Below are 18,577 nucleotides of genomic sequence, written 5' to 3' on the forward strand. Positions count from 1 at the left end.
ACAGCGAAGGTGACAGGGCAACGCCCTGTCACTTCAAGCGTCAGGCCGTCACCCAATCCTTGCGCAGCGCCTTGCCGGCGAGTGCCATGAACAGGCCGGCGAGCAGGTAGAAGCCGAGCGCAGCGACGATGGCGTAGCGTAGCGCCTCATTGCCATAGGTCGGCGTCAGCGCGTCGGACAAAGCGCCGACGCTCCAGCTGCCAAGGCCCAAGCCGACAAGATTGTTGATCAGCAGGAAGGTCGCCGAGGCGCTGGCGCGCATATGCGGCGGCACCAGATGCTGCACGGCGGTCAGCACCGGCCCCAGCCAGACATAGACCAAAGCCTGCGGGATCAGGAACAAAGCGAAGGCAAAGCCGACGCTGGACGAGAGCACCCCGACCACGAACAAAGGCATGCCGATCACATAGCTGATCGCCGGCACCCAGGCGAACCAGGCCTTGTCGCGATTGCCCATGGCGTCGCCCAGGAAGCCGCCCAGCAACACGCCCGCGACCCCGCCCAGCAACAGCAGACCACCGAGGAACTGGCCGGCGCCCAGCAGGTCGAGGCCGAAGCTGCGCATCAACAGGCTGGGCAGCCAGAAGGCGACACCATAGCCGCACATCGAGCTGCTCGCGGCGCCCAGCGCCAGGAACCAGAAGCTGCGCTTGGCCGCGAGGATGCCGAACACCGCGCTGACCGGCACGGGCGTGCCCGACTGGACCGGTCCGGCGGGTTCGCGCACCACCAGGCGGAAGAGCGGCGCGATGAGGATGCCCATGATGCCGACCGCGATGAAGGCGGTGCGCCACTCGACGGTCTGGGCGATATAGCCGCCCAGCAGCACACCGCCGGCCGAGCCGAGCGGAATGCCGAGCGAATAGATGGAGAGTGCGCGCGCGCGCTGATGCGCCGGGAAATAGTCGGAGATGACGGCATAGGAGGGGGCGACGCCGCCCGCCTCCCCCACGCCGACGCCGATGCGGAACAGGAACATCTGCATGAAATTGCCGGCCATGCCGCAGAGCGCAGTGAAGCCGCTCCACACCGCCAGACTGACGGTGATGACCCAGGTACGGCTGGTCCGGTCAGCCAGCAGCGCCAGCGGGATCGCCAGGGTCGAATATAGCAGCGCGAAGGCGATGCCGCCGAGCGCGCCGAGCTGGGTATCGGTCAGCCCCAGCTCCGCCTTGATCGGCCCGGCGAGGATGCCCAGGATCTGCCGGTCGAGGAAGTTGAAGGTATAGACCAGCAGCAGCATCGCCAGCACGACACCGCGATAGGCGGGAGAGGTTTCCGTTTTCATAGGCACGTCCTAACCGTCCGTTCGTTTCGAGCGAAGTCGAGAAACGCTTCTCGACACGCTCGAAGCGAACGGGCCTTGGGCGCTATAGGGATCAGAACTTGACCGAACCGGTCACGAACACCTGGCGCGGATTGCCGTAGAAGGCGGTCAGCGTGCCTTCCTTGCCCAGCGAGGGGGTGGGATAGCCGGCCGCATTGTTGATGATCGCGCCGGTCACCGGATTGGCCGCGACGAAGGTGTAGCCCGAGGTCTTATATTCCTTGTCGAGCAGGTTCTTGCCATGAACGCCGATGCTCCAGCGATCGCTGGGCGCGGTATAGACCAGGCTCGCATCCCACAGCGCATAGCCCTTCTGGTCGATATAGGGGTTGGGGATTTCGAACTGATAGGTCTTGGAGCGCCAGGAGACGGTGCTGCCGAAGTAGAGGCTGCCATCCCCCACCGGGACATTATAGCTGAGCGTGCCGCTGGCGGTCCATTTCGGCGTGTTCTGCACCCGGCGATAATCGGCGACATCGGTCGGCACGCTGGCGATATTGGCGATATATTCGCGATAATCGGCATCGATGAAGCCGATCGCGGTCTGCAGGTTCAGACGATCCCCGCCGCTGAAGATATCGCGGCCGAGACGGGCATTGCTTTCGAACTCCAGCCCCTTGAAGCGGGCCTTGCCGGCGTTCGACACGACGCCGCAGAAGGAGGGCGTCGCCACGCCACCGACATTGACGGTGCAGGCAACCGAGCCGGGGATCTGCACATCCTTATAGTCGGCATAGAAGCCGGCGACCGCGACATAGAGGGCGCCATCCATCAGATTGCCCTTGTAGCCGACTTCATAGCTGTCGACCTGTTCGGGCGCGAAGCTGAGGAAGGAGGCGATCTCGCTGTCCTGGCGGATGCCGTCGCCATTGAGATCGGGCGCATTGGTGCCGACCCCGCGCGGGTCAAAGCCGCCGCCCTTGAAGCCCTTGGAATAGCTGGCGTAGATATTGTGATCGACGGTCGGCTTGTAGCTGATCGAGAAGCGCGGCGTGAATTTCTTGAACTCGCGCTCGCCGCGGAAATTGGTGCTGGGCGCACCGAAGGGAATGCCCGCCCCGTCGAACACCGGCGATCCCCCGCCCAGATAGCTTTGCCGCAATATGGTGGCCCGCCGCGTGTCCCAGGTGTAGCGGCCACCGGCCGACAGGCTGAGCTGGTCGGTCAGGTCGAAGCTCATGTCGCCGAAGACTGCATAGGTCTCAGTATCGACATTGGCCTGGGTGAAGGCGGTCAGCCCTGCCACGGTGGTGAAGATGCGGGTGTCGAACTGGGTGTCGGCGCTGGCATCGAGATAATAGAAGCCGACCATGCCGTGCAGACGACCCTGGTCGTAGAGCAGTTGGAATTCCTGGCTGAGCTGTTCATTCTTGTAATAGGCCGGCACGTCGACATCGACGGCGGGCAGCGCGTCGAAATCGATCGGCGAGGCGCTGTCATCCTTGCGCCAGGCGCTGATCGAGCGCAGCGTCACCGCGTCGCTCAGCTCCGCCGTCAGGTTCATCGACAGGCCGTAGGACTTCACGGATTGCTTGGGATCGACCAGCCCGCCGCGGGTGTCGAACACATCGTCCAGCACCGGCGCGCCCGATGCCTGACCCGGAATCAGGCGATGGCCGCCACGTGGGTTGCTCTTGTCCTTGGTATAGTCGCCGGTGATGCGCATCAGCACCGGGGCGCCATAGCCGCCCATTTCGAAGGTGGCGCGGCCGGCCCAGATGTCCTTGTTGTAATTGTCCTGCCCGGTGGTCAGATTCTTGCCGAAGCCGCCGCGCGACAGGCGGGCAAAGGCACCACCGACCCGCATCAGGTCGCCGATCGGCGCCGATACGCTGATGATGCCATCGGCCTGGTCATAGCTGCCATAGCTGCCCTTGAGCTTCAGCGAGAAGTCCTGCGGCAGCATCCTGGTCACATATTTGACCGCGCCGCCGATCGTGTTGCGGCCATAGAGCGTGCCCTGTGGCCCGCGCAGCACCTCGATCCGTTCGACGTCGTAGATGTCGAGCAGCGCGCCCTGCGGCCGGTTGAGATAGACATCGTCGAGATAGATGCCGACGCCCTGTTCGAAGCCGGAGACCGGATCCTGCTGGCCGACGCCGCGGATGAAGGCGGTCAGCGTCGAATTGGTGCCGCGCGATGCCTCCAGCGTGGTGTTGGGGGTCACATTGGCGAGATCGCTGATATCGATCGCCCCGCCCCGTTCCAGCGCCTCGCCGGAGAAGGCGCTGACCGCAATCGGCACCGACACCAGCGTTTCCTCGCGCCGGCGGGCAGTGACGATGATGCCCGCCTCTTCGGTGTCGGCAACGGGTGCCGACGTCTCCTGCGCGAAGGTGGGGAATGCCATCGCGCCGGTCCAGGCGGCGGATGCGAGGGCAAGGGCACGAATGCTGTGATGGGCCTTCATCGGCGTTTCCTCTCCTGAAGCGGCCCCCGGTCATCCGGGTAGCCAATCTGCTTGCCCTTTGAATAATGAAAGTTGAACCAGCTTTCAACTTCAAATATGAGGGACGGCGAACAAGGCCGCCAGACGTCCACAAAGCGTTGAAAAGGCGCATATTGGCAGGCAGAGGGAGAGAGCATGACCGATCCGGCATCCCCACGGGAGGATAAAGTGCCGCGTACCGCGCGCGGTGAGCGCACGCTTCGCGCGCTGCTGTCGGCGGCGGCCGAGGAATTTGGCGAAAAGGGCTTTCACGACGGATCGATCAGCGGCATCACCCGCCGGGCGGGTTGTGCGCTGGGCAGTTTCTACACCTATTTCGACAGCAAGGACGACATTTTCCGCGCGCTGGTCAACGACATGTCGGGTCAGGTGCGCGACTATGTTTCCCCGCGGATTGCGCAGGCGGGCAACGGGATCGAGGCGGAACGGATCGGCCTGTTGAGCTTCCTGGAGTTCGCCCGCGCCCACAAGGAAATCTATCGCATCATCGACGAGGCCGAATTCGTCGACCAGGCCGCCTATCGCGCCCATTATGAGAACACCGCCACCCGCATGGCCGCGCGCCTGAAGAAAGCCGCGCAGCAGGGCGACGTGCGCGCGGATGTGGAAGAGGTTCATGCCTGGGCGATCATGGGGATGAATGTGTTCCTGGGGCTGCGCTATGGCGTGTGGGACGACAGCCGCCCGGCGCAGGAGATTGCCGACATCGCCAACGCGTTGATCGAGAAGGGGATCGGCAAGCCCGCTTGAGGGACAAGCCGCCGCCACCTATCGGGAGAAGCACCGATGGTCGCGCCCTGCCCCTGCTGATAGGGCCGGGCGTCAGGCCCCAAAGCAAAAGGCGGACAGGCGATGCGCACACTCCATAAACAGACGGTCCTTCTGGCATCGATCCTGCTGGTCAGCGGCTGTGCGACCACCGCCACGCCGCCGTCAGCCAGTGCCCCGGTGCCGCCGACCACGATCGAGGCGGTCGGACAGCTGACCAAGGCCATCCCCTTCCCGCGCGGCTATCTCGATCCCGCCACCCTGCCCAACAGCCTGACCCTGCTGCCGCCCCCGCCCGCCCCCGGCACCGCCGCCAAGGCCGCCGACGAGGAAGCCTATCGCGCGGCGCTGGTGGCGCCGGCCGATCGCCAGGCGCTGGCGGCATCGGACGCGGACCTGGGCTGGCCGCACATGGTCCAGTCGTTCGAGCCGATCGCCGGGCTGTCGCTGTCGGACGGCAGCCACCCGCACCTCACCATGCTGTTGCGCCGCGCCGCGGCCGACGCCGCATTCTCCACCTCGCGTGCCAAGGGCCATTATCAGCGAGTCCGCCCGTTCGTGGAGCATGACGGCAATACCTGCCGCCCGCAGGACGAACCGATGCTGCGCAAGGATGGCTCCTATCCGTCGGGCCATACCGCGATCGGCTGGATGCTGGCGCTGGTCCTGACTGACCTGATCCCTGACAAGCAGGATGGCCTGCTCAAGCGCGGCTATGAATTTGGCGAGAGCCGGGTCATCTGTCGCGCCCATTGGCTGAGCGACACGCTGGCCGGCCGGGTCGTGGCATCGGCCACCTATGCGCGGTTGCAGTCCGATCCGGTGTTCCGCGCCCAGCGCGAACTGGCGCGGCAGGAATTGGCGGCGTCCCGCTGATCCAGCCGCTTTGCCTTTGGCGCGGAAGCCGCTAAAGCCGCGCTCCATGAGCGACGCTGCAGCAAAACCCGCCCCCAAGGACTGGATTCTCGGCATTCATGCCTATGTGCCGGGCAAGTCCGCCGCCGATGACGGCCGCCCGCTGATCAAGCTGTCCGCCAACGAGAACCCGCTCGGCACCGGTGCGGCCGCCCGCGCGGCGCTTGTGGCGGCGACGGCGGACCTGGCCACCTATCCCGATCCGGGCGCGGCCAAGCTGCGCGAGGCGATCGGCGCGGTCCATGGTCTTGACCCGGCGCGCATCATCTATGGCACCGGGTCGGACGAATTGCTGCATATCGCCGCCAGCGCCTATGCCGGGCCGGGCGACGAGGTGCTTTATGTGCGCTACGGCTTTTCGGTCTATGACATCGCCGCCCGCCGCGTCGGCGCGACGCCGATCGAGGCGCCCGACGCCGATTATGCCACCGATGTCGATGCGCTGCTGGCCTGCGTGACGGAGAAGACCAAGGTCGTCTTCCTCGCCAATCCCAACAATCCCACCGGCACCATGACCAGCCGGGAAGAGATTGCCCGCCTGCACGCCGGGCTGCGTCCCGATATCCTGTTCGTGCTCGACCAGGCCTATGCCGAATATCTGGACGCGGACGAGGATGATGGCGGGCTGGAACTGGCCAGGAACGCCCCCAACGTACTCGTCACCCGGACCTTTTCCAAAATCTATGGCCTGGCCGCCGAACGAATCGGCTGGGGCTATGCCAGCCAGGATGTCATCGACATCCTCCATCGCATCCGCGCGCCGTTCAACGTGACCACCGCCGGCCAAGCCGCCGCCGTCGCCGCGATCAACGACAGCGCGTGGGTCGAATCGAGCCGGACGCACAATGCCCGCTGGCGCGACTGGCTGGCCGGCGAGATCAACGCCCTGTCCAACCATGGACTGCGCGTGGTGCCCAGCAAGACCAATTTCCTGCTGATCCTGTTCGACGGCAAGCTGACCGCCGAAGCGGCGATGAAGGGATTGTGGGACGAAGGCTATGCCACCCGCTGGCTGCCGGGCCAGGGCCTGCCCAACGGCCTGCGCATCACCATCGGCACCAAGGCACAGACCCGCGCCGTCGCGAACAAGCTGCGCGCCATGGCGGAATCGGTCTGACGCCATGCTGCCCTTTTCGCGTGTTACCATCATCGGCCTTGGCCTGATCGGATCCTCGCTGGCGCGGGCGATCCGGGAATATATGCCCACCGTCCGCGTCACCGGCCATGATGCCGACCCGGCGGTGCGCGAGACCGCCCGCCGCATCGACCTGTGCGACGACATCACCGATACGGCGGGAGCCTCCGTCACCGATGCCGAACTGGTGATATTGTGCGTGCCGGTGCGTGCGATGGGCGCGGCGGCGGCGGAGGTTGCCGACGAACTGCCGGTCGACGCGATCATCAGCGATGTGGGATCGTGCAAGGCGGACGTGCTGGCACAACTCAATGCCGCCCTGCCCGGTCGTATCATCATCCCGGCGCATCCGGTGGCCGGCACCGAAAATAGCGGGCCGGAAGCGGGCTTCGCGACCCTGTTCAAGGGTCGCTGGTCGATCGTTACGCCGCCCGCCGATGCCGATCCGGCCGCGGTCGAGCGCGTGTCGGAACTGTGGCGCCGGGTCGGCGCCGATGTCGAGACGATGGACCCGGCGCATCATGACCTGGTGCTGGCGGTGACCAGCCATTTGCCGCATCTGATCGCCTATACCATCGTCGGCACCGCCAGCGACCTGGAGAATGTCACCCAGAGCGAGGTGATCAAATATTCGGCCGGCGGCTTCCGCGACTTTACCCGCATCGCGGCGTCGGACCCGACCATGTGGCGCGACGTGTTCCTGGCCAACAAGGACGCGGTGCTGGAAATGCTCCAGCGTTTCTCGGAAGATCTATCCGCGTTGCAGCGGGCGATCCGCTGGAATGACGGTGACGCCCTGTTCAACCTGTTCACCCGCACCCGCGCGATCCGCCGGTCTATCATCGAACAGGGACAGGACGACGCCAAGCCCGACTTCGGCCGGTCTCACTGACCGAACAGGGCTGAAGCCGGGTTAAGCGCGTTGATCGCGGCGTGGACGCGCACCTCGGCTTCCTTGCGGTCGAGGCCGGTCGGGACGATTTCGCCCACCTTGTAGGTGATGGTGCCGGGGTGCTTGAGGAACTTGCCGCGCGGCGAGACAACGCCGCTGTCGATCGCGATCGGCACCACCGGCAGGCCGAGCAGGCTGTAGAGGCCGGCAAAGCCCGACTTGAGCGGCGGTGCTTCGCCATGGGGCACGCGCGTCCCTTCCGGAAACAGGCAGACCGCCCGACCCTGTGCCACGGCTTCCTTGGCTGAAGCGCGCAGGGTTCGCAGCGCGCTGGCACCGGCGGTCCGCTCGATCGGGATCAGGCCATAGCGCCGGGCGATGCCGCCCCAGAAAGGAATATCGAGCAGCTCGCGCTTCGCCCCGATCGCAGGCCTGTCGAACAGGCAAAGCAGGTCGATCGTCTCGAACATCGATTCATGTTTGACGATATAGAGATAGGGACCGTGGGGCAGATCGCCTTCCACCACCACCTTCTGCCCCAGCAACCAGCGCGCACTGACGCGGTGAAAGCGGCTCCAGCCGGTCGCCACCGTTTGCACATGGGCCGGCTTGAACAGGCCACCGATCACGGCGCCCAGCACGAAAAGGGCCGTGCCGAAATAGAAGACCAGCATGAAGGCGAGCGAACGGAGGGCAGTAAACAGGATCATGGATCAGATACCAAAAAGCGCGGCAACACGGCGCGCGAGATATTTATTATATTCCCGCACCAAGATGGTGAGGCTGGGGCGACTGGGCACCGCGTCGTAGACCAAAGTGACGCGGCCCGGTAGCGCCTGACGCAGTTCCAGCGCGGAGCGCCGCATATGCCAGTCGGTGGTAATCAGGCGGACGCTCTTATAATCGCGCCGTTCCAGCCAGCGCGCCGTCTCGATCGCGTTGGAACGGGTATCGATCGCCTCACGCCCCAGGGTGATGCAGCAGGTGAAGAGCGACAGGCGGGTCTTATATTCGGCCGCCAACTCGACCGGACGGACCGAACGGTCGACGCCCGAAATCAGCATCCGCTTGGCCGCGCCTTCCTCCAGCAGGGCCAGCCCCCGATCGATCCGGCCAGCACCGCCGGTCAGCACGACGATCGCATCGGTCCGTCGCCCATCGAGCGGCTGCGGCAGGAACATCGCGAACCAGGCAAAGCCCAGCATCCAGCCGAGCAACGTCACGGCCACCAGACGGACGATCATAGCGAGCGCCTCAATGCACGCAGCACGGTCCAGCGACCGGTGAGCGTCGAAAGAAGGATGCCAGCGATCGGCAAGGCCGCAAGCAGCACCCAACTGGCCCAGGGCAAGGCAACCGCGCCCATCAACTGCGATCCGGTCGCCGACAGACGCACGCCGATCACCAGGATCACCAGCGTCGCGAAGGAAAAGCCCAAAGCGCCGCCCATGGTCGCGTCAAGTGCAATGCGACGCTGGAACAAGCGAGCGATCTGGACATCGGTCGCTCCCATCAGGTGCAGCACCTCGATCGTGACGCGATGGCTGTCGTGCGCGCCGCGGGCGGCCAGCACGACGACGGCCCCGGTGGCGAGGCCCATCAGCAGCACCAATCCGCCCGATAGCCAGCCCATTGCGGTCAGCAGGCCGGCGAGCGGCGCGAGGAAGGCGGCATGGGGTTCGACCCGCAGGCTGGGCGACAGGCCGGCAAGGGCACGGCGCAACCGGTCCACCTTGGCCTTCGCATCGCCCGGCGTCAGGCTGACATCGATCAGTGCCGGAATCGGCAGGTCGCCACTGGCGACATCCTGCCCCAGCCAGGGGCGCAGTTGTTCGGCGAGGGTTGCAGCGGGAACCGGCGTCACCTGGCGCACGTCGCGATTGCCGCGCAGCGCCTGTTGCACCCGGACGACGAGACGGTCGCGTTGCTGCGTATCGGCCTCCACCACCTGAACCGTGGCACGGCCGGCGAGGTCCGCGCTCATCGCGCGAACGGCGGTGCCCAGGCCCAGGCCCGCGGCGGCGGCCAGCACGGTCAGGAACATCATGATCGCGATGATCCAGGGCATCGGTCCAGCGACCCGGCCGGCCGGCAGCAGGCGATGGCGCGCGGCGGCGGCGGTGCGACGATTACCCCTGGCCATCAGGCACCGCCCTGCGGTCGGGGCGGATAACGCAGCGCGCCGGTCGGATCGGCCAGACGCCCCTTGTCCAGCCGCATCATCTGCGCGCTCGCCACCTGTGCCATCAACGGCAGGTCGTGGGTCGCGACGACGATGGTGGTGCCGAGGCGATTGAGCGCTTCGAACAGGGTCATCAGGCGGCGGGCCATATCCGCATCGACGTTACCGGTCGGTTCGTCGGCCACCAGGATTTCCGGCCGGCCGATCACCGCGCGGGCGATGGCAACGCGCTGCTGCTCCCCGCCCGACAGGGTCGCGGGTCGCGCCTGGCCGCGATCGCCCAGCCCCACCCAGTTCAGCATTTCGCTGACCGGCGCGTCGATTTCGCCTTCATCCATGCCGGCGACCCGCAGCGGCAGGGCGATATTGTCATAGGCGGAGAGATGCGGAACGAGGCGAAAATCCTGGAACACGACGCCGATGCGACGGCGGAAGCCGGGCAGGCGCTTGCGGGGGAGCGTCACCACATCCTCACCGAACATGCGGATGACGCCGCGACTGGGCCGCTGGGCCAGATAGAGCAATTTCAGCAGTGAGGTCTTGCCCGCACCCGAACTGCCGGTGAGGAAGTAAAAGTCGCCGCTGTTGAGCGAGAAGCTGACGTCGGACAGGGTCTCGCTATCCAGACCATAGCGCAGACCGACATTTTCGAACTGGACGATGGCCGACATGATGATGGTGTGGCGCCAATGCGCTCCCTGCTTCCCCGAAGCCCTGCCATGGCACAGGCGGCGGGGACGCGTAAAGGGCGGGCCGACAAACTATCCCGCACAATGCCGCGAGTCGCTGCGATCCGTCGCGCAGCATTTCAGACTCTTGCCCTAGAGTCCCTGCCATGCCTATGAAGCAGAATGATCCTGGTGTGCCCCAATTGCGCGACGCGCTACATCGTGCCCGACACCGCCGTCGGCCCGGACGGACGCCAGGTCAGGTGTGCAGCCTGCAAGCATAGCTGGTTCCAGGAAGGCCCCGCCCCCGCGCCGCGCGAAGAGACGCCGCAGCCGGTGTATGCGGCGCCAGTGGCACCGCCCCCGCCCGCTCCGCCGCCGCCGCCGCCGCCGCCGCCGGTGGAAGAGATACCTGTAGAAGCGCCGATGCGATTTACACCCGAGCCGGAACCGGTCGCGCCGGCGCAGCCCGAAGTCGCGCCGCCGCCGCCCGAACCCGCCGCCGAGCCGGTGTCGGCGATTCCGGCCGATTACCGTTTCGACGATATCTATGCCGGCGTGTCGCAGCCCGCCGAAGAGGTGCCACCGCCGCCGTCGCTGCCGGCCAAGCGTCGGCGCAATGGCGCCAAGCTGCTGACCTGGGCGGCCGTCTTCTTCTTCCTGCTGGTCGCCGCTGCCGGGGCTGCGCTCCATTATTTCGGGCCACCGGCCTGGGCGGTGAATATGGGACTGGTCGCCGAAGAGGGCGATCCGGACCTGCTCTTCTATCTGTCCAAGCCCGCCGAGCGGCGCAAGCTGCCGACCGGCGAGGAATATTTCGCCTTTGGCGCGCGGATCGTGAACAGCGGCAAGCAGGCGCTGCCGGTGCCGCCGGTGCTGGTGCAACTGCGCGACCGGCAGAACCGGCTGGTGTTCAGCTGGACCACCAAGGCGGACAAGGCCCGGCTGAAGCCCGGCGAGGAAGCGTCGATCAACGAAAGCCGGATCGACATTCCCAAAAATGCCGAAAATCTGTCGCTGACCTTCGTGGAATAAACCTGACCGTCAGGGGTAGCTGACGGTCTTGGGCCGGCCCTGCGGAATCGGGATAAACTCCTGATCGTCGCCCGGAATGAGCGGGAAGCGCATCGCGTCCCAATCCTCGCGCGCCTGCGTCAACCGATCGGGGCGCGAGGACACGAAATTCCACCAGACATGCCGCGGGGTCGCGAACGCCTCACCACCGCACAGCACGAGATTGGCGCCCTGATCGCTGTGCAGCGTCGCCGGCACGCCGGGGCGCAGCACATAGAGAGTCTGGGGCAGCAGTTCGACGCCGTCGAGCGTGGCCGATCCCTGCCACAGATAGAGCGCCCGTTCCTCCGCGACGGTATCGACGGGGATGGAACCGCCGGGACGGAGCTGGATATCGGCATAGATGGTGTCGGCATAGGTCGAGACCTGCGCCGTCTCGCCCCAGAGCGTGCCCATGATGACCCGCGCCCAGGAGGCATGATCCTCCAGCACCGGCAGGCCGCCGCCCTCGACATGCTCGAAGGCCGGATCGCGCTCTTCATCGCGTTCGGGGAGCGCCAGCCAGGTCTGGATCGCCAGCAATTTCTTGTCATGGCCGCGATCGGCTATCGGCGTGCGTTCCGAATGCACGATGCCCTTGCCCGCGGTCATCAGATTGACCGCGCCGGGGCCGATCAACTGCTCGGTGCCCAGCGAATCGCGATGAAGGAACGTCCCCTCCAGCATATAGGTGACGGTAGCGAGATTGATGTGCGGATGGGGGCGAACGTCCACCCCCTGCCCGGCCGGCAGCGCGGCAGGGCCAGCCTGGTCGAAGAAGATGAAGGGGCCGACCATGGTCCGCTCCTTCGCCGGGAGCGCACGATGCACCTTGAAATCGCCCAGATCATGGGTGGTGGGCGTGATCGTTTGCAACAGCATAGTATCGCTCGACATGGGACGGCTCCTGTCGTTGGGGTCAGGCTTCTCCGGGCGCGCGCGCCTTGATGGCGAGGGCGTGGACCTTGTCACGCAGCAACTCGGCGAGCGCGGCGTTGACGAGGCGCTGGCGGGCGACGCGGTTCTGGCCGGTGAAGCGGTCGGCCACGACCTCCACCGTGAAATGGCTTTCGCCCGAGCCATCATGGCCGGCATGGCCGCGATGCTTTTCGCTGTCGTCGATGACGGCAAGATGCACGGGCGTCAGGGCGGCGCGCAGACGCGCCTCGATCTCGGTGGCGACAGGGCCTTTTGAAACATCGGTCATGGCGACTATATAGCCCCTTTGCCCGGCATTTCATCAGGACAATCTTGAGTAGCGATCCCTTCTCGACCCGTCGTTTCAACCGTTTCCACGGCCGCGTGGAAAGCGAACGCCCGTGCGCGGTGCCGGGCTGTCCGGAGCCGGGCGAATTCCGCGCGCCATCGCAGGATGGCAGCCGGTCACACCAGGAAGGGCCGCGCTGGCGCTGGCTGTGCCTGGACCATGTCCGCGCCTTCAACCAGGGCTATAATTTCTTCACCGGCATGAGCCCGGAGGAGATTGCTGCGGCCCAGCGCCCCTATGCCGGCTGGGAGCGGGAGACCCGCGCCTTTTCCAGCAATGCCGCGAGCCCGCCGCCCAAATGGTCGGACTTCCAGGATCCGCTCGATGCGATCGGCGCCAGGTTCAAGGAACGGGTCGCCAAGGCACGGGCCGATGCGCAGATGCGGCAGGACGGCCAGTATCTGTCGGCCGAGGACCGCAAGGCGCTGTCGGTTATGGGCCTGCCGATCGATGCCGACCGCAAGGCGCTGCGCACCCGCTACACTGAATTGCTGCGCCGCTATCATCCCGACCATAATGGCGGCGACCGCACCAAGGAAGGGCAGTTGCAGGACGTGATCGAGGCCTATGGCCATCTGCGCAAGGCACCGGTGTTCACGTAGGCAAGCCCAGCGCTAGAACAGGAACCAGCCGATCAGGGCGCCGACCTGAACTACGGCGATGACCATCAACTGGGTGGAGAAGGGTTCCTTGCGCGTCTTGTGACGGAACAGATGGCGGGCAGCAAAGGCGCCGGGCGTGCCGCCAATGAAGGCCAGCATCAGAAGGTTAGCCTCCGGCACGCGCCGTTCGCCGGCGATCGCCTGCATCTTGTCCAGCTTGAACATCAGCATGGTCCATCCGTTGATCGCCAGGAAGAGGATGGTGAGGATGACAATAAGCATCGAGCATCCATGGCCCGGTCGATTTAACAAGCGGTTTCCACCCAATTGCCGATGCAAAACATAGGAACCAATTTCGCTTAACTTCGCACATTTCCCGCACATTTTGACATTTAAATTCCTAGGTCTGTAATTTCATTACAAGAAATACGCGCAGATCGACGATGGGAAAGAGCCGTTTGCAACATAGCATCCTAGCCCGCCTGTAGGACAGTAACTGGCCCCACATCGGCCGCAGCCGCGACAAGGAAGCATTTTGCTCGCTATTGCAGCAAGGCTATAGCCCTGCCATAGGCGCCGCCCCCTTCCCCCGGAGACATATATGCACACCCCGCCCCGCGCCCTGGGCCTTGATTTCGGCACGACCAACAGCGTCGCCGCCATCGCCGATGCCGGCCAGTCGGAGCTGGTCGAATTTGCCGGCGCGCAGGCGACCGGCGCGGTGTTCCGATCGGCGCTATGCTTCTGGCATGACAGCCATGTGAAGGGCGGCATGGCGCATGAGGCCGGCCCCTGGGCGATCAGTGAATATCTGGAATTTCCCGAAGACAGCCGGTTCCTGCAATCGTTCAAGTCGGTGGCGGCCAGCCCGATCTTCGAAAGCGCCAGCATCTTTGAGAAACGCTATCGCTTCGAGGAACTGGGGCAGATGTTCCTGGGGCGCATGATCGGCCATGCCAGCGGCACGCTGGACAAAAGACCCGAGCGGATCGTGGTCGGCCGGCCGGTCGAATATGCCGGCGCGCGGCCCGACGAGGCGCTGGCGCGGCAGCGCTATGATGCGATGTTCGCCGGCTTCGGCAGCGAGATCCATTATGTCTATGAACCGCTGGGCGCGGCATTCAGCTATGCCAGCCGGCTCGACAGCGCGGCGACCATCCTGGTCGCGGATTTCGGCGGCGGCACCAGCGATTTTTCGCTGGTGCGGGTCGAGGCGCCGGGCGCGGCGCGGCGCTGCGTGCCGCTGGGATCGGCGGGCATTGGCCTGGCCGGCGACCGGTTCGATTATCGCATCATGGACCAGTTGGTGCTGCCGATGCTGGGCAAGGGCAGCGCCTACACCTCCTTCGGCAAGGAGCTGGAGATACCGCGCAGCTATTTCGCCGATTTCGCCGACTGGTCGCGCCTCGCCCTGATGCGCAACCGGCGGACGATGGACGAACTGGGTAAATTGCAGAAGGCGGCGCGCGACCCGGCCGCGATCGGCCGGATGATCACGGTGATCGAGAAGGAACTGGGCTATCCGCTCAATGATGCGGTCGGCGCGCTGAAACGAGCCTTGTCGGACGCGGACAGCGCGACCTTTCGCTTCGCGGGTGGCGGCATCGAAATCGAGACCGAGGTCGCGCGCGCCGATTTCGAGCGCTGGATCGCGGCCGACATCGCCGCGATCGAGGCGACCGTCGACAAGGCGCTGGCCAAGGCCAATGTGACCCCGGAAAGCATCGACCGGGTGTTCCTGACCGGCGGATCGTCGCTGATCCCGGCGATCCGCGATATCTTCTTCCGCCGTTTCGGCCATGACCGGATCGCCACCGGCGGCGAGCTGACATCGATCGCCCATGGGCTGGCGCTGGTCGGACAGGAGGCCAATCTGACCGAATGGGCCGCTTGATCCCGCGCGATCCAGCCTCCACTGTCTCGACACACCCTTGCCCGATCGTTTAGGGCGAGAGTGACTCGCAGGAAGATGATGACGACATGACCGACATTTCCAACATCCAGCCCGATGCCCGTACCGAGACGCTGATGGAGGCGCCCGACCGGGAGGTCGATGTGCGCGAGATGTTCGGCATCGACATCGACATGAAGGTTCCGGCCTTTTCCCAGGCCGACGAGCGCGTGCCCGACCTTGACCCCGCCTATGTGTTCGATCCGGACACCACGCTGGCGATCCTGGCCGGTTTTGCCTTCAACCGTCGCGTCATGGTGCAGGGCTATCATGGCACCGGCAAGTCGAGCCATATCGAGCAGATCGCCGCGCGCCTGAAATGGCCGTGCATCCGCATCAACCTGGACGCGCATATCAGCCGCATCGACCTGGTCGGGCGCGACGCGATCGTGCTGAAGGACGGCCAGCAGGTCACCGAGTTCAAGGAAGGCCTGTTGCCCTGGTCGCTACAGCGCCCGGTCGCCCTGGTGTTCGACGAATATGATGCCGGCCGCCCGGACGTGATGTTCGTGATCCAGCGCGTGCTGGAAACCGACGGCAAGATGACCCTGCTCGACCAGAATCGCGTGATCCGGCCGAACCCGCATTTCCGCCTGTTCGCGACCGCCAACACGGTCGGCCTGGGCGACACGACCGGCCTCTATCATGGCACGCAGCAGATCAACCAGGGCCAGATGGACCGCTGGAACCTGGTGGTGGCATTGAACTACCTGCCCGCCGCGACCGAGGCGCAGGTGGTGCTGGCCAAGTCCGGCGAGTACGACCATGAGGGTGGCCGCAAGGAGGTCGAGAGCATGATCAAGGTGGCGGAACTGACCCGCCAGGGCTTCATCAACGGTGATATCTCGACCGTGATGTCGCCCCGTACCGTGATCAGCTGGGCGCAGAATGCGCTGATCTTCAAGGATGTCGGCTTCGCCTTCCGCCTCTCCTTCCTCAACAAGTGCGATGAGGCGGAACGGCCGCTGGTGGCCGAATATTATCAGCGCGTCTTTGGCAAGGATCTGCCCGAGAGCGTGGCGCGCCGCGCGAACTGACCGTTCGCTCGGCCCCTTGAACGAAAGGGCAGACCCATGATCGTCGTCGAACGGATCGACCCCAATGGCGGCAGTGCGCACCGGATCAGCATCCGGGGCCATGAGATCGTCGCCGACATGTCGGCACCCGACGGCGATGACGCCGGGCCGGACCCGCATGACCTGTATGATTCGGCGCTGGGTGCGTGCAAGGCGATGACCATGCTGTGGTATGCGCAGCGCAACGGCATTCCGGTGGAGAATATCCATGTCGGCGTGGTGCGTGATGCGAGCCAGGAACGGGCCGGCATCTACAAGCTGACCACCCGCATCGCCGTGACCGGGCCGATGAGCGACGAGCAGCATGAAAAGCTGATCGCGGTCGCGGCCAAATGCCCTGTCCACAAGCTGATGAGCGAGGTCGAGACCCAGATCGAGACCATTGCCGTGCCGCGCGTGAGCGATCCGGAGGGCCGGTGAGCGAACGGTCCCCTCTCGACGCCTTCAAGGATGTGCTGGCCGGCACCGCGCGGGCGATGACGCGCGACGCGGAGGTGGAGGTGAGCTTCACCGCCGACACGCCGCACATGGTGGGCAAGGCGATCAAGGTGCCGACGCCCAGCCGCGCTTTGCCCGCCGATCAGGTGGCGCTGGCGCGTGGCTTTGCCGACGCCAATGCGCTGAAGCTGCGCCACCATAATGCCAGGCTGCACAATGCGATGGCGCCGGGCGAAGCGGTGGCGCGCGCCGTGTTCGACGCGGTCGAGCAGGCGCGGGTCGAGGCGATCGGATCGCGGGCGCTGGACGGCGTGCGCGCGAACCTGAACGAGGCGCTGGCGATGCGCCTGAAGTCCGATCCGATCCGCCGGGCGCGGGCGGCGGACGAGGTGCCGCTGTCGACCGCGCTGGCGCTCAAGGTGCGCGAGCGGCTGACCGGCCAGGCGGTGCCCGAGGAATTGCGGCCGGCGATGAAGCTGGTCGACCAGTGGATCGAGGACAAGGCCGGCACCGATCTCGACGCGCTGGGCCTCGCCATCGACGACCAGCGCGCCTTCCAGAAGCTGACCCAGGCGATGCTGGAGCATCTGCAACTGGTCGATGCCGACGTGCCGCCCGAAACCGACGATCCCGATCCCGAGGATGAGGGCGAGGACAAGGAGGAAGAGCAGGAAGAAGGCGATTCCGGTCAGGAGGAATCGGGCGACAGCGACATGAACGCCGAGGCCCGGTCCGAGGATCAGGGCGGCGAGACCGAAGAGGGCGACACCGACTATAGCGAGGAGTTCGACGCCGACGCAGAAGACGGCGCCGACGATATGGGCGAGGAAGGCATGATGCCGGTGCGGCCCAATCGGCCGACATCCGACCTGCCCCCCGGTTTCGACTATAAATCCTATACCCAGAAGCATGACGAGGTCGTCACCGCCGACGACCTGTGCGACGAGGATGAGCTGAACCGTCTGCGTGGCTTCCTGGACCAGCAACTGGTCAGCTTGCAGGGCGCAGTGACCAAGCTCGCCAACCGGTTGCAGCGCCGGTTGATGGCGCAGCAGCTTCGCTCGTGGGATTTCGACCAGGAGGAAGGGATTCTCGACGCGGCGCGGCTGGCGCGGATCGTAATCGATCCGACCCGGTCGCTGACCTACAAGATCGAGCGCGACACCGAGTTCCGCGACACCGTAGTCACCCTGTTGATCGACAATTCAGGCTCGATGCGCGGCCGGCCGATCAGCATTGCCGCGATCAGTGCCGACATCATGGCCCGCACGCTGGAGCGCTGCGGCGTGAAGACCGAGATCCTCGGCTTCACCACGCGCGCCTGGAAGGGCGGGCAGAGCCGCGAGGACTGGCTGGCGGCCGGGCGTCCACCGATGCCGGGGCGGCTCAACGACCTGCGCCACATCATCTACAAGAAGGCCGACGAACCCTGGCGCCGGGCGCGCAAAAATCTGGGCCTGATGATGCGCGAAGGGCTGCTGAAGGAAAATATCGACGGCGAGGCGCTGCTATGGGCGCATGCGCGGTTGATCGCGCGGCCCGAGGAGCGGCGCATCCTGATGGTGATTTCCGACGGTGCGCCGGTCGACGACAGCACCCTGTCGGTCAATAGCGGCACCTATCTGGAACGGCATCTGCGCCAGGTGATCGACTGGATCGAAAACCGGTCGCCGGTGCAGTTGGTGGCGATCGGCATCGGCCATGACGTCACCCGCTATTATCGCCGCGCCGTGACCATCATGGACGCCGAACAATTGGGCGGCACGATGGTTGAACAGCTTGCAGGACTGTTCGACGAGGATTGACCGGCCGGTTCGGCCCATCGTCCCGTAAAAAAGTCTATTTCAGGAGAGT

General features: G+C 65.4%; 19 protein-coding genes. 10 read left to right on the forward strand and 9 right to left on the reverse strand.

The window, feature by feature from the left end:
• Positions 1–40: 40 nt before the first annotated feature.
• Positions 41–1,288, reverse strand: coding sequence for a spinster family MFS transporter (locus GGQ90_RS15915; protein WP_188083066.1), 1,248 nt, complete (start codon positions 1,286–1,288; stop codon positions 41–43).
• A 91-nt stretch (positions 1,289–1,379) separates the two neighbouring features.
• On the reverse strand, positions 1,380–3,737 hold the full coding sequence (locus tag GGQ90_RS15920; RefSeq protein ID WP_188083067.1) for a TonB-dependent receptor: 2,358 nt from the start codon (positions 3,735–3,737) through the stop codon (positions 1,380–1,382).
• A 174-nt stretch (positions 3,738–3,911) separates the two neighbouring features.
• On the opposite strand from GGQ90_RS15920, the gene GGQ90_RS15925 reads away from it, so the two are divergent.
• The 4 genes from GGQ90_RS15925 to GGQ90_RS15940 all read left to right on the forward strand — a co-directional run bounded on the left by GGQ90_RS15925 (position 3,912) and on the right by GGQ90_RS15940 (position 7,486).
• Positions 3,912–4,526 carry a TetR/AcrR family transcriptional regulator gene (locus GGQ90_RS15925; protein ID WP_188083068.1) on the forward strand — a complete coding sequence of 205 codons (615 nt, stop codon included), beginning with the start codon at positions 3,912–3,914 and terminating at the stop codon, positions 4,524–4,526.
• A 102-nt stretch (positions 4,527–4,628) separates the two neighbouring features.
• Positions 4,629–5,420, forward strand: a complete 792-nt coding sequence (locus tag GGQ90_RS15930; protein WP_188083069.1) for an acid phosphatase — start codon at positions 4,629–4,631, stop codon at positions 5,418–5,420.
• Positions 5,421–5,466: 46 nt separating this feature from the next.
• Positions 5,467–6,576 (forward strand): histidinol-phosphate transaminase, encoded by a 1,110-nt coding sequence (gene hisC, locus GGQ90_RS15935; protein WP_188083070.1) that lies wholly within the window; start codon positions 5,467–5,469, stop codon positions 6,574–6,576.
• Between the two features lie 4 nt (positions 6,577–6,580).
• Positions 6,581–7,486, forward strand: coding sequence for a prephenate/arogenate dehydrogenase family protein (locus GGQ90_RS15940; RefSeq protein WP_188083071.1), 906 nt, complete (start codon positions 6,581–6,583; stop codon positions 7,484–7,486).
• Here GGQ90_RS15940 and GGQ90_RS15945 read toward each other — a convergent pair.
• Genes GGQ90_RS15945 through ftsE form a run of 4 tightly spaced genes read right to left on the reverse strand, consistent with a single transcriptional unit; the run spans position 7,480 to position 10,339 of the window.
• Entirely contained in the window at positions 7,480–8,196 is a 717-nt protein-coding gene (locus GGQ90_RS15945) for a lysophospholipid acyltransferase family protein (RefSeq protein ID WP_188083072.1), read from the reverse strand. The genes GGQ90_RS15940 and GGQ90_RS15945 overlap by 7 nt on opposite strands.
• A 3-nt stretch (positions 8,197–8,199) precedes the next feature.
• Positions 8,200–8,730, reverse strand: coding sequence for a YdcF family protein (locus GGQ90_RS15950; protein ID WP_188083073.1), 531 nt, complete (start codon positions 8,728–8,730; stop codon positions 8,200–8,202).
• Positions 8,727–9,629: a cell division protein FtsX gene (locus tag GGQ90_RS15955; protein ID WP_188083074.1), complete on the reverse strand. Its 903-nt coding sequence runs from the start codon at positions 9,627–9,629 to the stop codon at positions 8,727–8,729. The genes GGQ90_RS15950 and GGQ90_RS15955 overlap by 4 nt, the downstream gene beginning before the upstream one ends.
• Entirely contained in the window at positions 9,629–10,339 is a 711-nt protein-coding gene (ftsE, locus tag GGQ90_RS15960) for a cell division ATP-binding protein FtsE (protein WP_188083075.1), read from the reverse strand. The genes GGQ90_RS15955 and ftsE overlap by 1 nt, the downstream gene beginning before the upstream one ends.
• A gap of 180 nt (positions 10,340–10,519) precedes the next feature.
• On the opposite strand from ftsE, the gene GGQ90_RS15965 reads away from it, so the two are divergent.
• Positions 10,520–11,371 carry an MJ0042-type zinc finger domain-containing protein gene (locus GGQ90_RS15965; protein ID WP_188083076.1) on the forward strand — a complete coding sequence of 284 codons (852 nt, stop codon included), beginning with the start codon at positions 10,520–10,522 and terminating at the stop codon, positions 11,369–11,371.
• 9 nt (positions 11,372–11,380) lie between these two features.
• Here GGQ90_RS15965 and GGQ90_RS15970 read toward each other — a convergent pair whose 3' ends face one another.
• Positions 11,381–12,286: a pirin family protein gene (locus GGQ90_RS15970; protein ID WP_188083077.1), complete on the reverse strand. Its 906-nt coding sequence runs from the start codon at positions 12,284–12,286 to the stop codon at positions 11,381–11,383.
• 22 nt (positions 12,287–12,308) lie between these two features.
• Positions 12,309–12,596: a BolA family protein gene (locus tag GGQ90_RS15975; RefSeq protein ID WP_188083078.1), complete on the reverse strand. Its 288-nt coding sequence runs from the start codon at positions 12,594–12,596 to the stop codon at positions 12,309–12,311.
• Positions 12,597–12,640: 44 nt separating this feature from the next.
• Here GGQ90_RS15975 and GGQ90_RS15980 point away from each other — a divergent pair, with 44 nt between their 5' ends.
• Positions 12,641–13,258 carry a J domain-containing protein gene (locus GGQ90_RS15980; RefSeq protein WP_188083079.1) on the forward strand — a complete coding sequence of 206 codons (618 nt, stop codon included), beginning with the start codon at positions 12,641–12,643 and terminating at the stop codon, positions 13,256–13,258.
• Positions 13,259–13,270: 12 nt separating this feature from the next.
• On the opposite strand, the gene GGQ90_RS15985 is transcribed toward GGQ90_RS15980, so the two are convergent.
• Positions 13,271–13,540, reverse strand: a complete 270-nt coding sequence (locus GGQ90_RS15985; protein WP_188083080.1) for a DUF1294 domain-containing protein — start codon at positions 13,538–13,540, stop codon at positions 13,271–13,273.
• A 319-nt stretch (positions 13,541–13,859) separates the two neighbouring features.
• On the opposite strand from GGQ90_RS15985, the gene GGQ90_RS15990 reads away from it, so the two are divergent.
• The 4 genes from GGQ90_RS15990 (at position 13,860) to cobT (ending at position 18,528) form a co-directional block, all read left to right on the forward strand.
• Complete coding sequence (locus GGQ90_RS15990; RefSeq protein ID WP_188083081.1) at positions 13,860–15,152, forward strand: Hsp70 family protein; 1,293 nt, start codon at positions 13,860–13,862, stop codon at positions 15,150–15,152.
• A gap of 86 nt (positions 15,153–15,238) precedes the next feature.
• The gene (gene cobS, locus GGQ90_RS15995) at positions 15,239–16,246 is read left to right on the forward strand and encodes a cobaltochelatase subunit CobS (RefSeq protein ID WP_007715348.1); all 1,008 of its coding nucleotides are present in this window, start codon (positions 15,239–15,241) and stop codon (positions 16,244–16,246) included.
• Between the two features lie 36 nt (positions 16,247–16,282).
• Positions 16,283–16,705, forward strand: coding sequence for an OsmC family protein (locus GGQ90_RS16000; protein ID WP_188083082.1), 423 nt, complete (start codon positions 16,283–16,285; stop codon positions 16,703–16,705).
• The gene (gene cobT, locus GGQ90_RS16005; protein ID WP_188083083.1) at positions 16,702–18,528 is read left to right on the forward strand and encodes a cobaltochelatase subunit CobT; all 1,827 of its coding nucleotides are present in this window, start codon (positions 16,702–16,704) and stop codon (positions 18,526–18,528) included. Before GGQ90_RS16000 ends, cobT begins: the two co-directional genes overlap by 4 nt.
• The last annotated feature ends 49 nt before the right edge of the window (positions 18,529–18,577 follow it).

The sequence above is a fragment of the Sphingobium scionense genome (assembly GCF_014197035.1).
Taxonomy (GTDB): domain Bacteria; phylum Pseudomonadota; class Alphaproteobacteria; order Sphingomonadales; family Sphingomonadaceae; genus Sphingobium; species Sphingobium scionense.

Excerpts from the sequence above, each read along its gene's own strand:
- GGQ90_RS15925 (WP_188083068.1), top strand. The coding sequence starts at position 3,912 with ATGACCGATCCGGCATCCCCACGGGAGGATAAAGTGCCGCGTACCGCG.
- ftsE (WP_188083075.1), bottom strand. The coding sequence starts at position 10,339 with ATGTCGGCCATCGTCCAGTTCGAAAATGTCGGTCTGCGCTATGGTCTG.
- GGQ90_RS15975 (WP_188083078.1), bottom strand. The coding sequence starts at position 12,596 with ATGACCGATGTTTCAAAAGGCCCTGTCGCCACCGAGATCGAGGCGCGT.
- GGQ90_RS15955 (WP_188083074.1), bottom strand. The coding sequence starts at position 9,629 with ATGGCCAGGGGTAATCGTCGCACCGCCGCCGCCGCGCGCCATCGCCTG.
- GGQ90_RS15970 (WP_188083077.1), bottom strand. The coding sequence starts at position 12,286 with ATGTCGAGCGATACTATGCTGTTGCAAACGATCACGCCCACCACCCAT.
- GGQ90_RS15985 (WP_188083080.1), bottom strand. The coding sequence starts at position 13,540 with ATGCTTATTGTCATCCTCACCATCCTCTTCCTGGCGATCAACGGATGG.
- GGQ90_RS15915 (WP_188083066.1), bottom strand. The coding sequence starts at position 1,288 with ATGAAAACGGAAACCTCTCCCGCCTATCGCGGTGTCGTGCTGGCGATG.
- GGQ90_RS15940 (WP_188083071.1), top strand. The coding sequence starts at position 6,581 with ATGCTGCCCTTTTCGCGTGTTACCATCATCGGCCTTGGCCTGATCGGA.
- GGQ90_RS15930 (WP_188083069.1), top strand. The coding sequence starts at position 4,629 with ATGCGCACACTCCATAAACAGACGGTCCTTCTGGCATCGATCCTGCTG.
- GGQ90_RS15920 (WP_188083067.1), bottom strand. The coding sequence starts at position 3,737 with ATGAAGGCCCATCACAGCATTCGTGCCCTTGCCCTCGCATCCGCCGCC.
- GGQ90_RS15950 (WP_188083073.1), bottom strand. The coding sequence starts at position 8,730 with ATGATCGTCCGTCTGGTGGCCGTGACGTTGCTCGGCTGGATGCTGGGC.
- GGQ90_RS15990 (WP_188083081.1), top strand. The coding sequence starts at position 13,860 with ATGCACACCCCGCCCCGCGCCCTGGGCCTTGATTTCGGCACGACCAAC.
- GGQ90_RS15945 (WP_188083072.1), bottom strand. The coding sequence starts at position 8,196 with ATGATCCTGTTTACTGCCCTCCGTTCGCTCGCCTTCATGCTGGTCTTC.
- hisC (WP_188083070.1), top strand. The coding sequence starts at position 5,467 with ATGAGCGACGCTGCAGCAAAACCCGCCCCCAAGGACTGGATTCTCGGC.
- cobS (WP_007715348.1), top strand. The coding sequence starts at position 15,239 with ATGACCGACATTTCCAACATCCAGCCCGATGCCCGTACCGAGACGCTG.
- GGQ90_RS16000 (WP_188083082.1), top strand. The coding sequence starts at position 16,283 with ATGATCGTCGTCGAACGGATCGACCCCAATGGCGGCAGTGCGCACCGG.
- GGQ90_RS15965 (WP_188083076.1), top strand. The coding sequence starts at position 10,520 with ATGATCCTGGTGTGCCCCAATTGCGCGACGCGCTACATCGTGCCCGAC.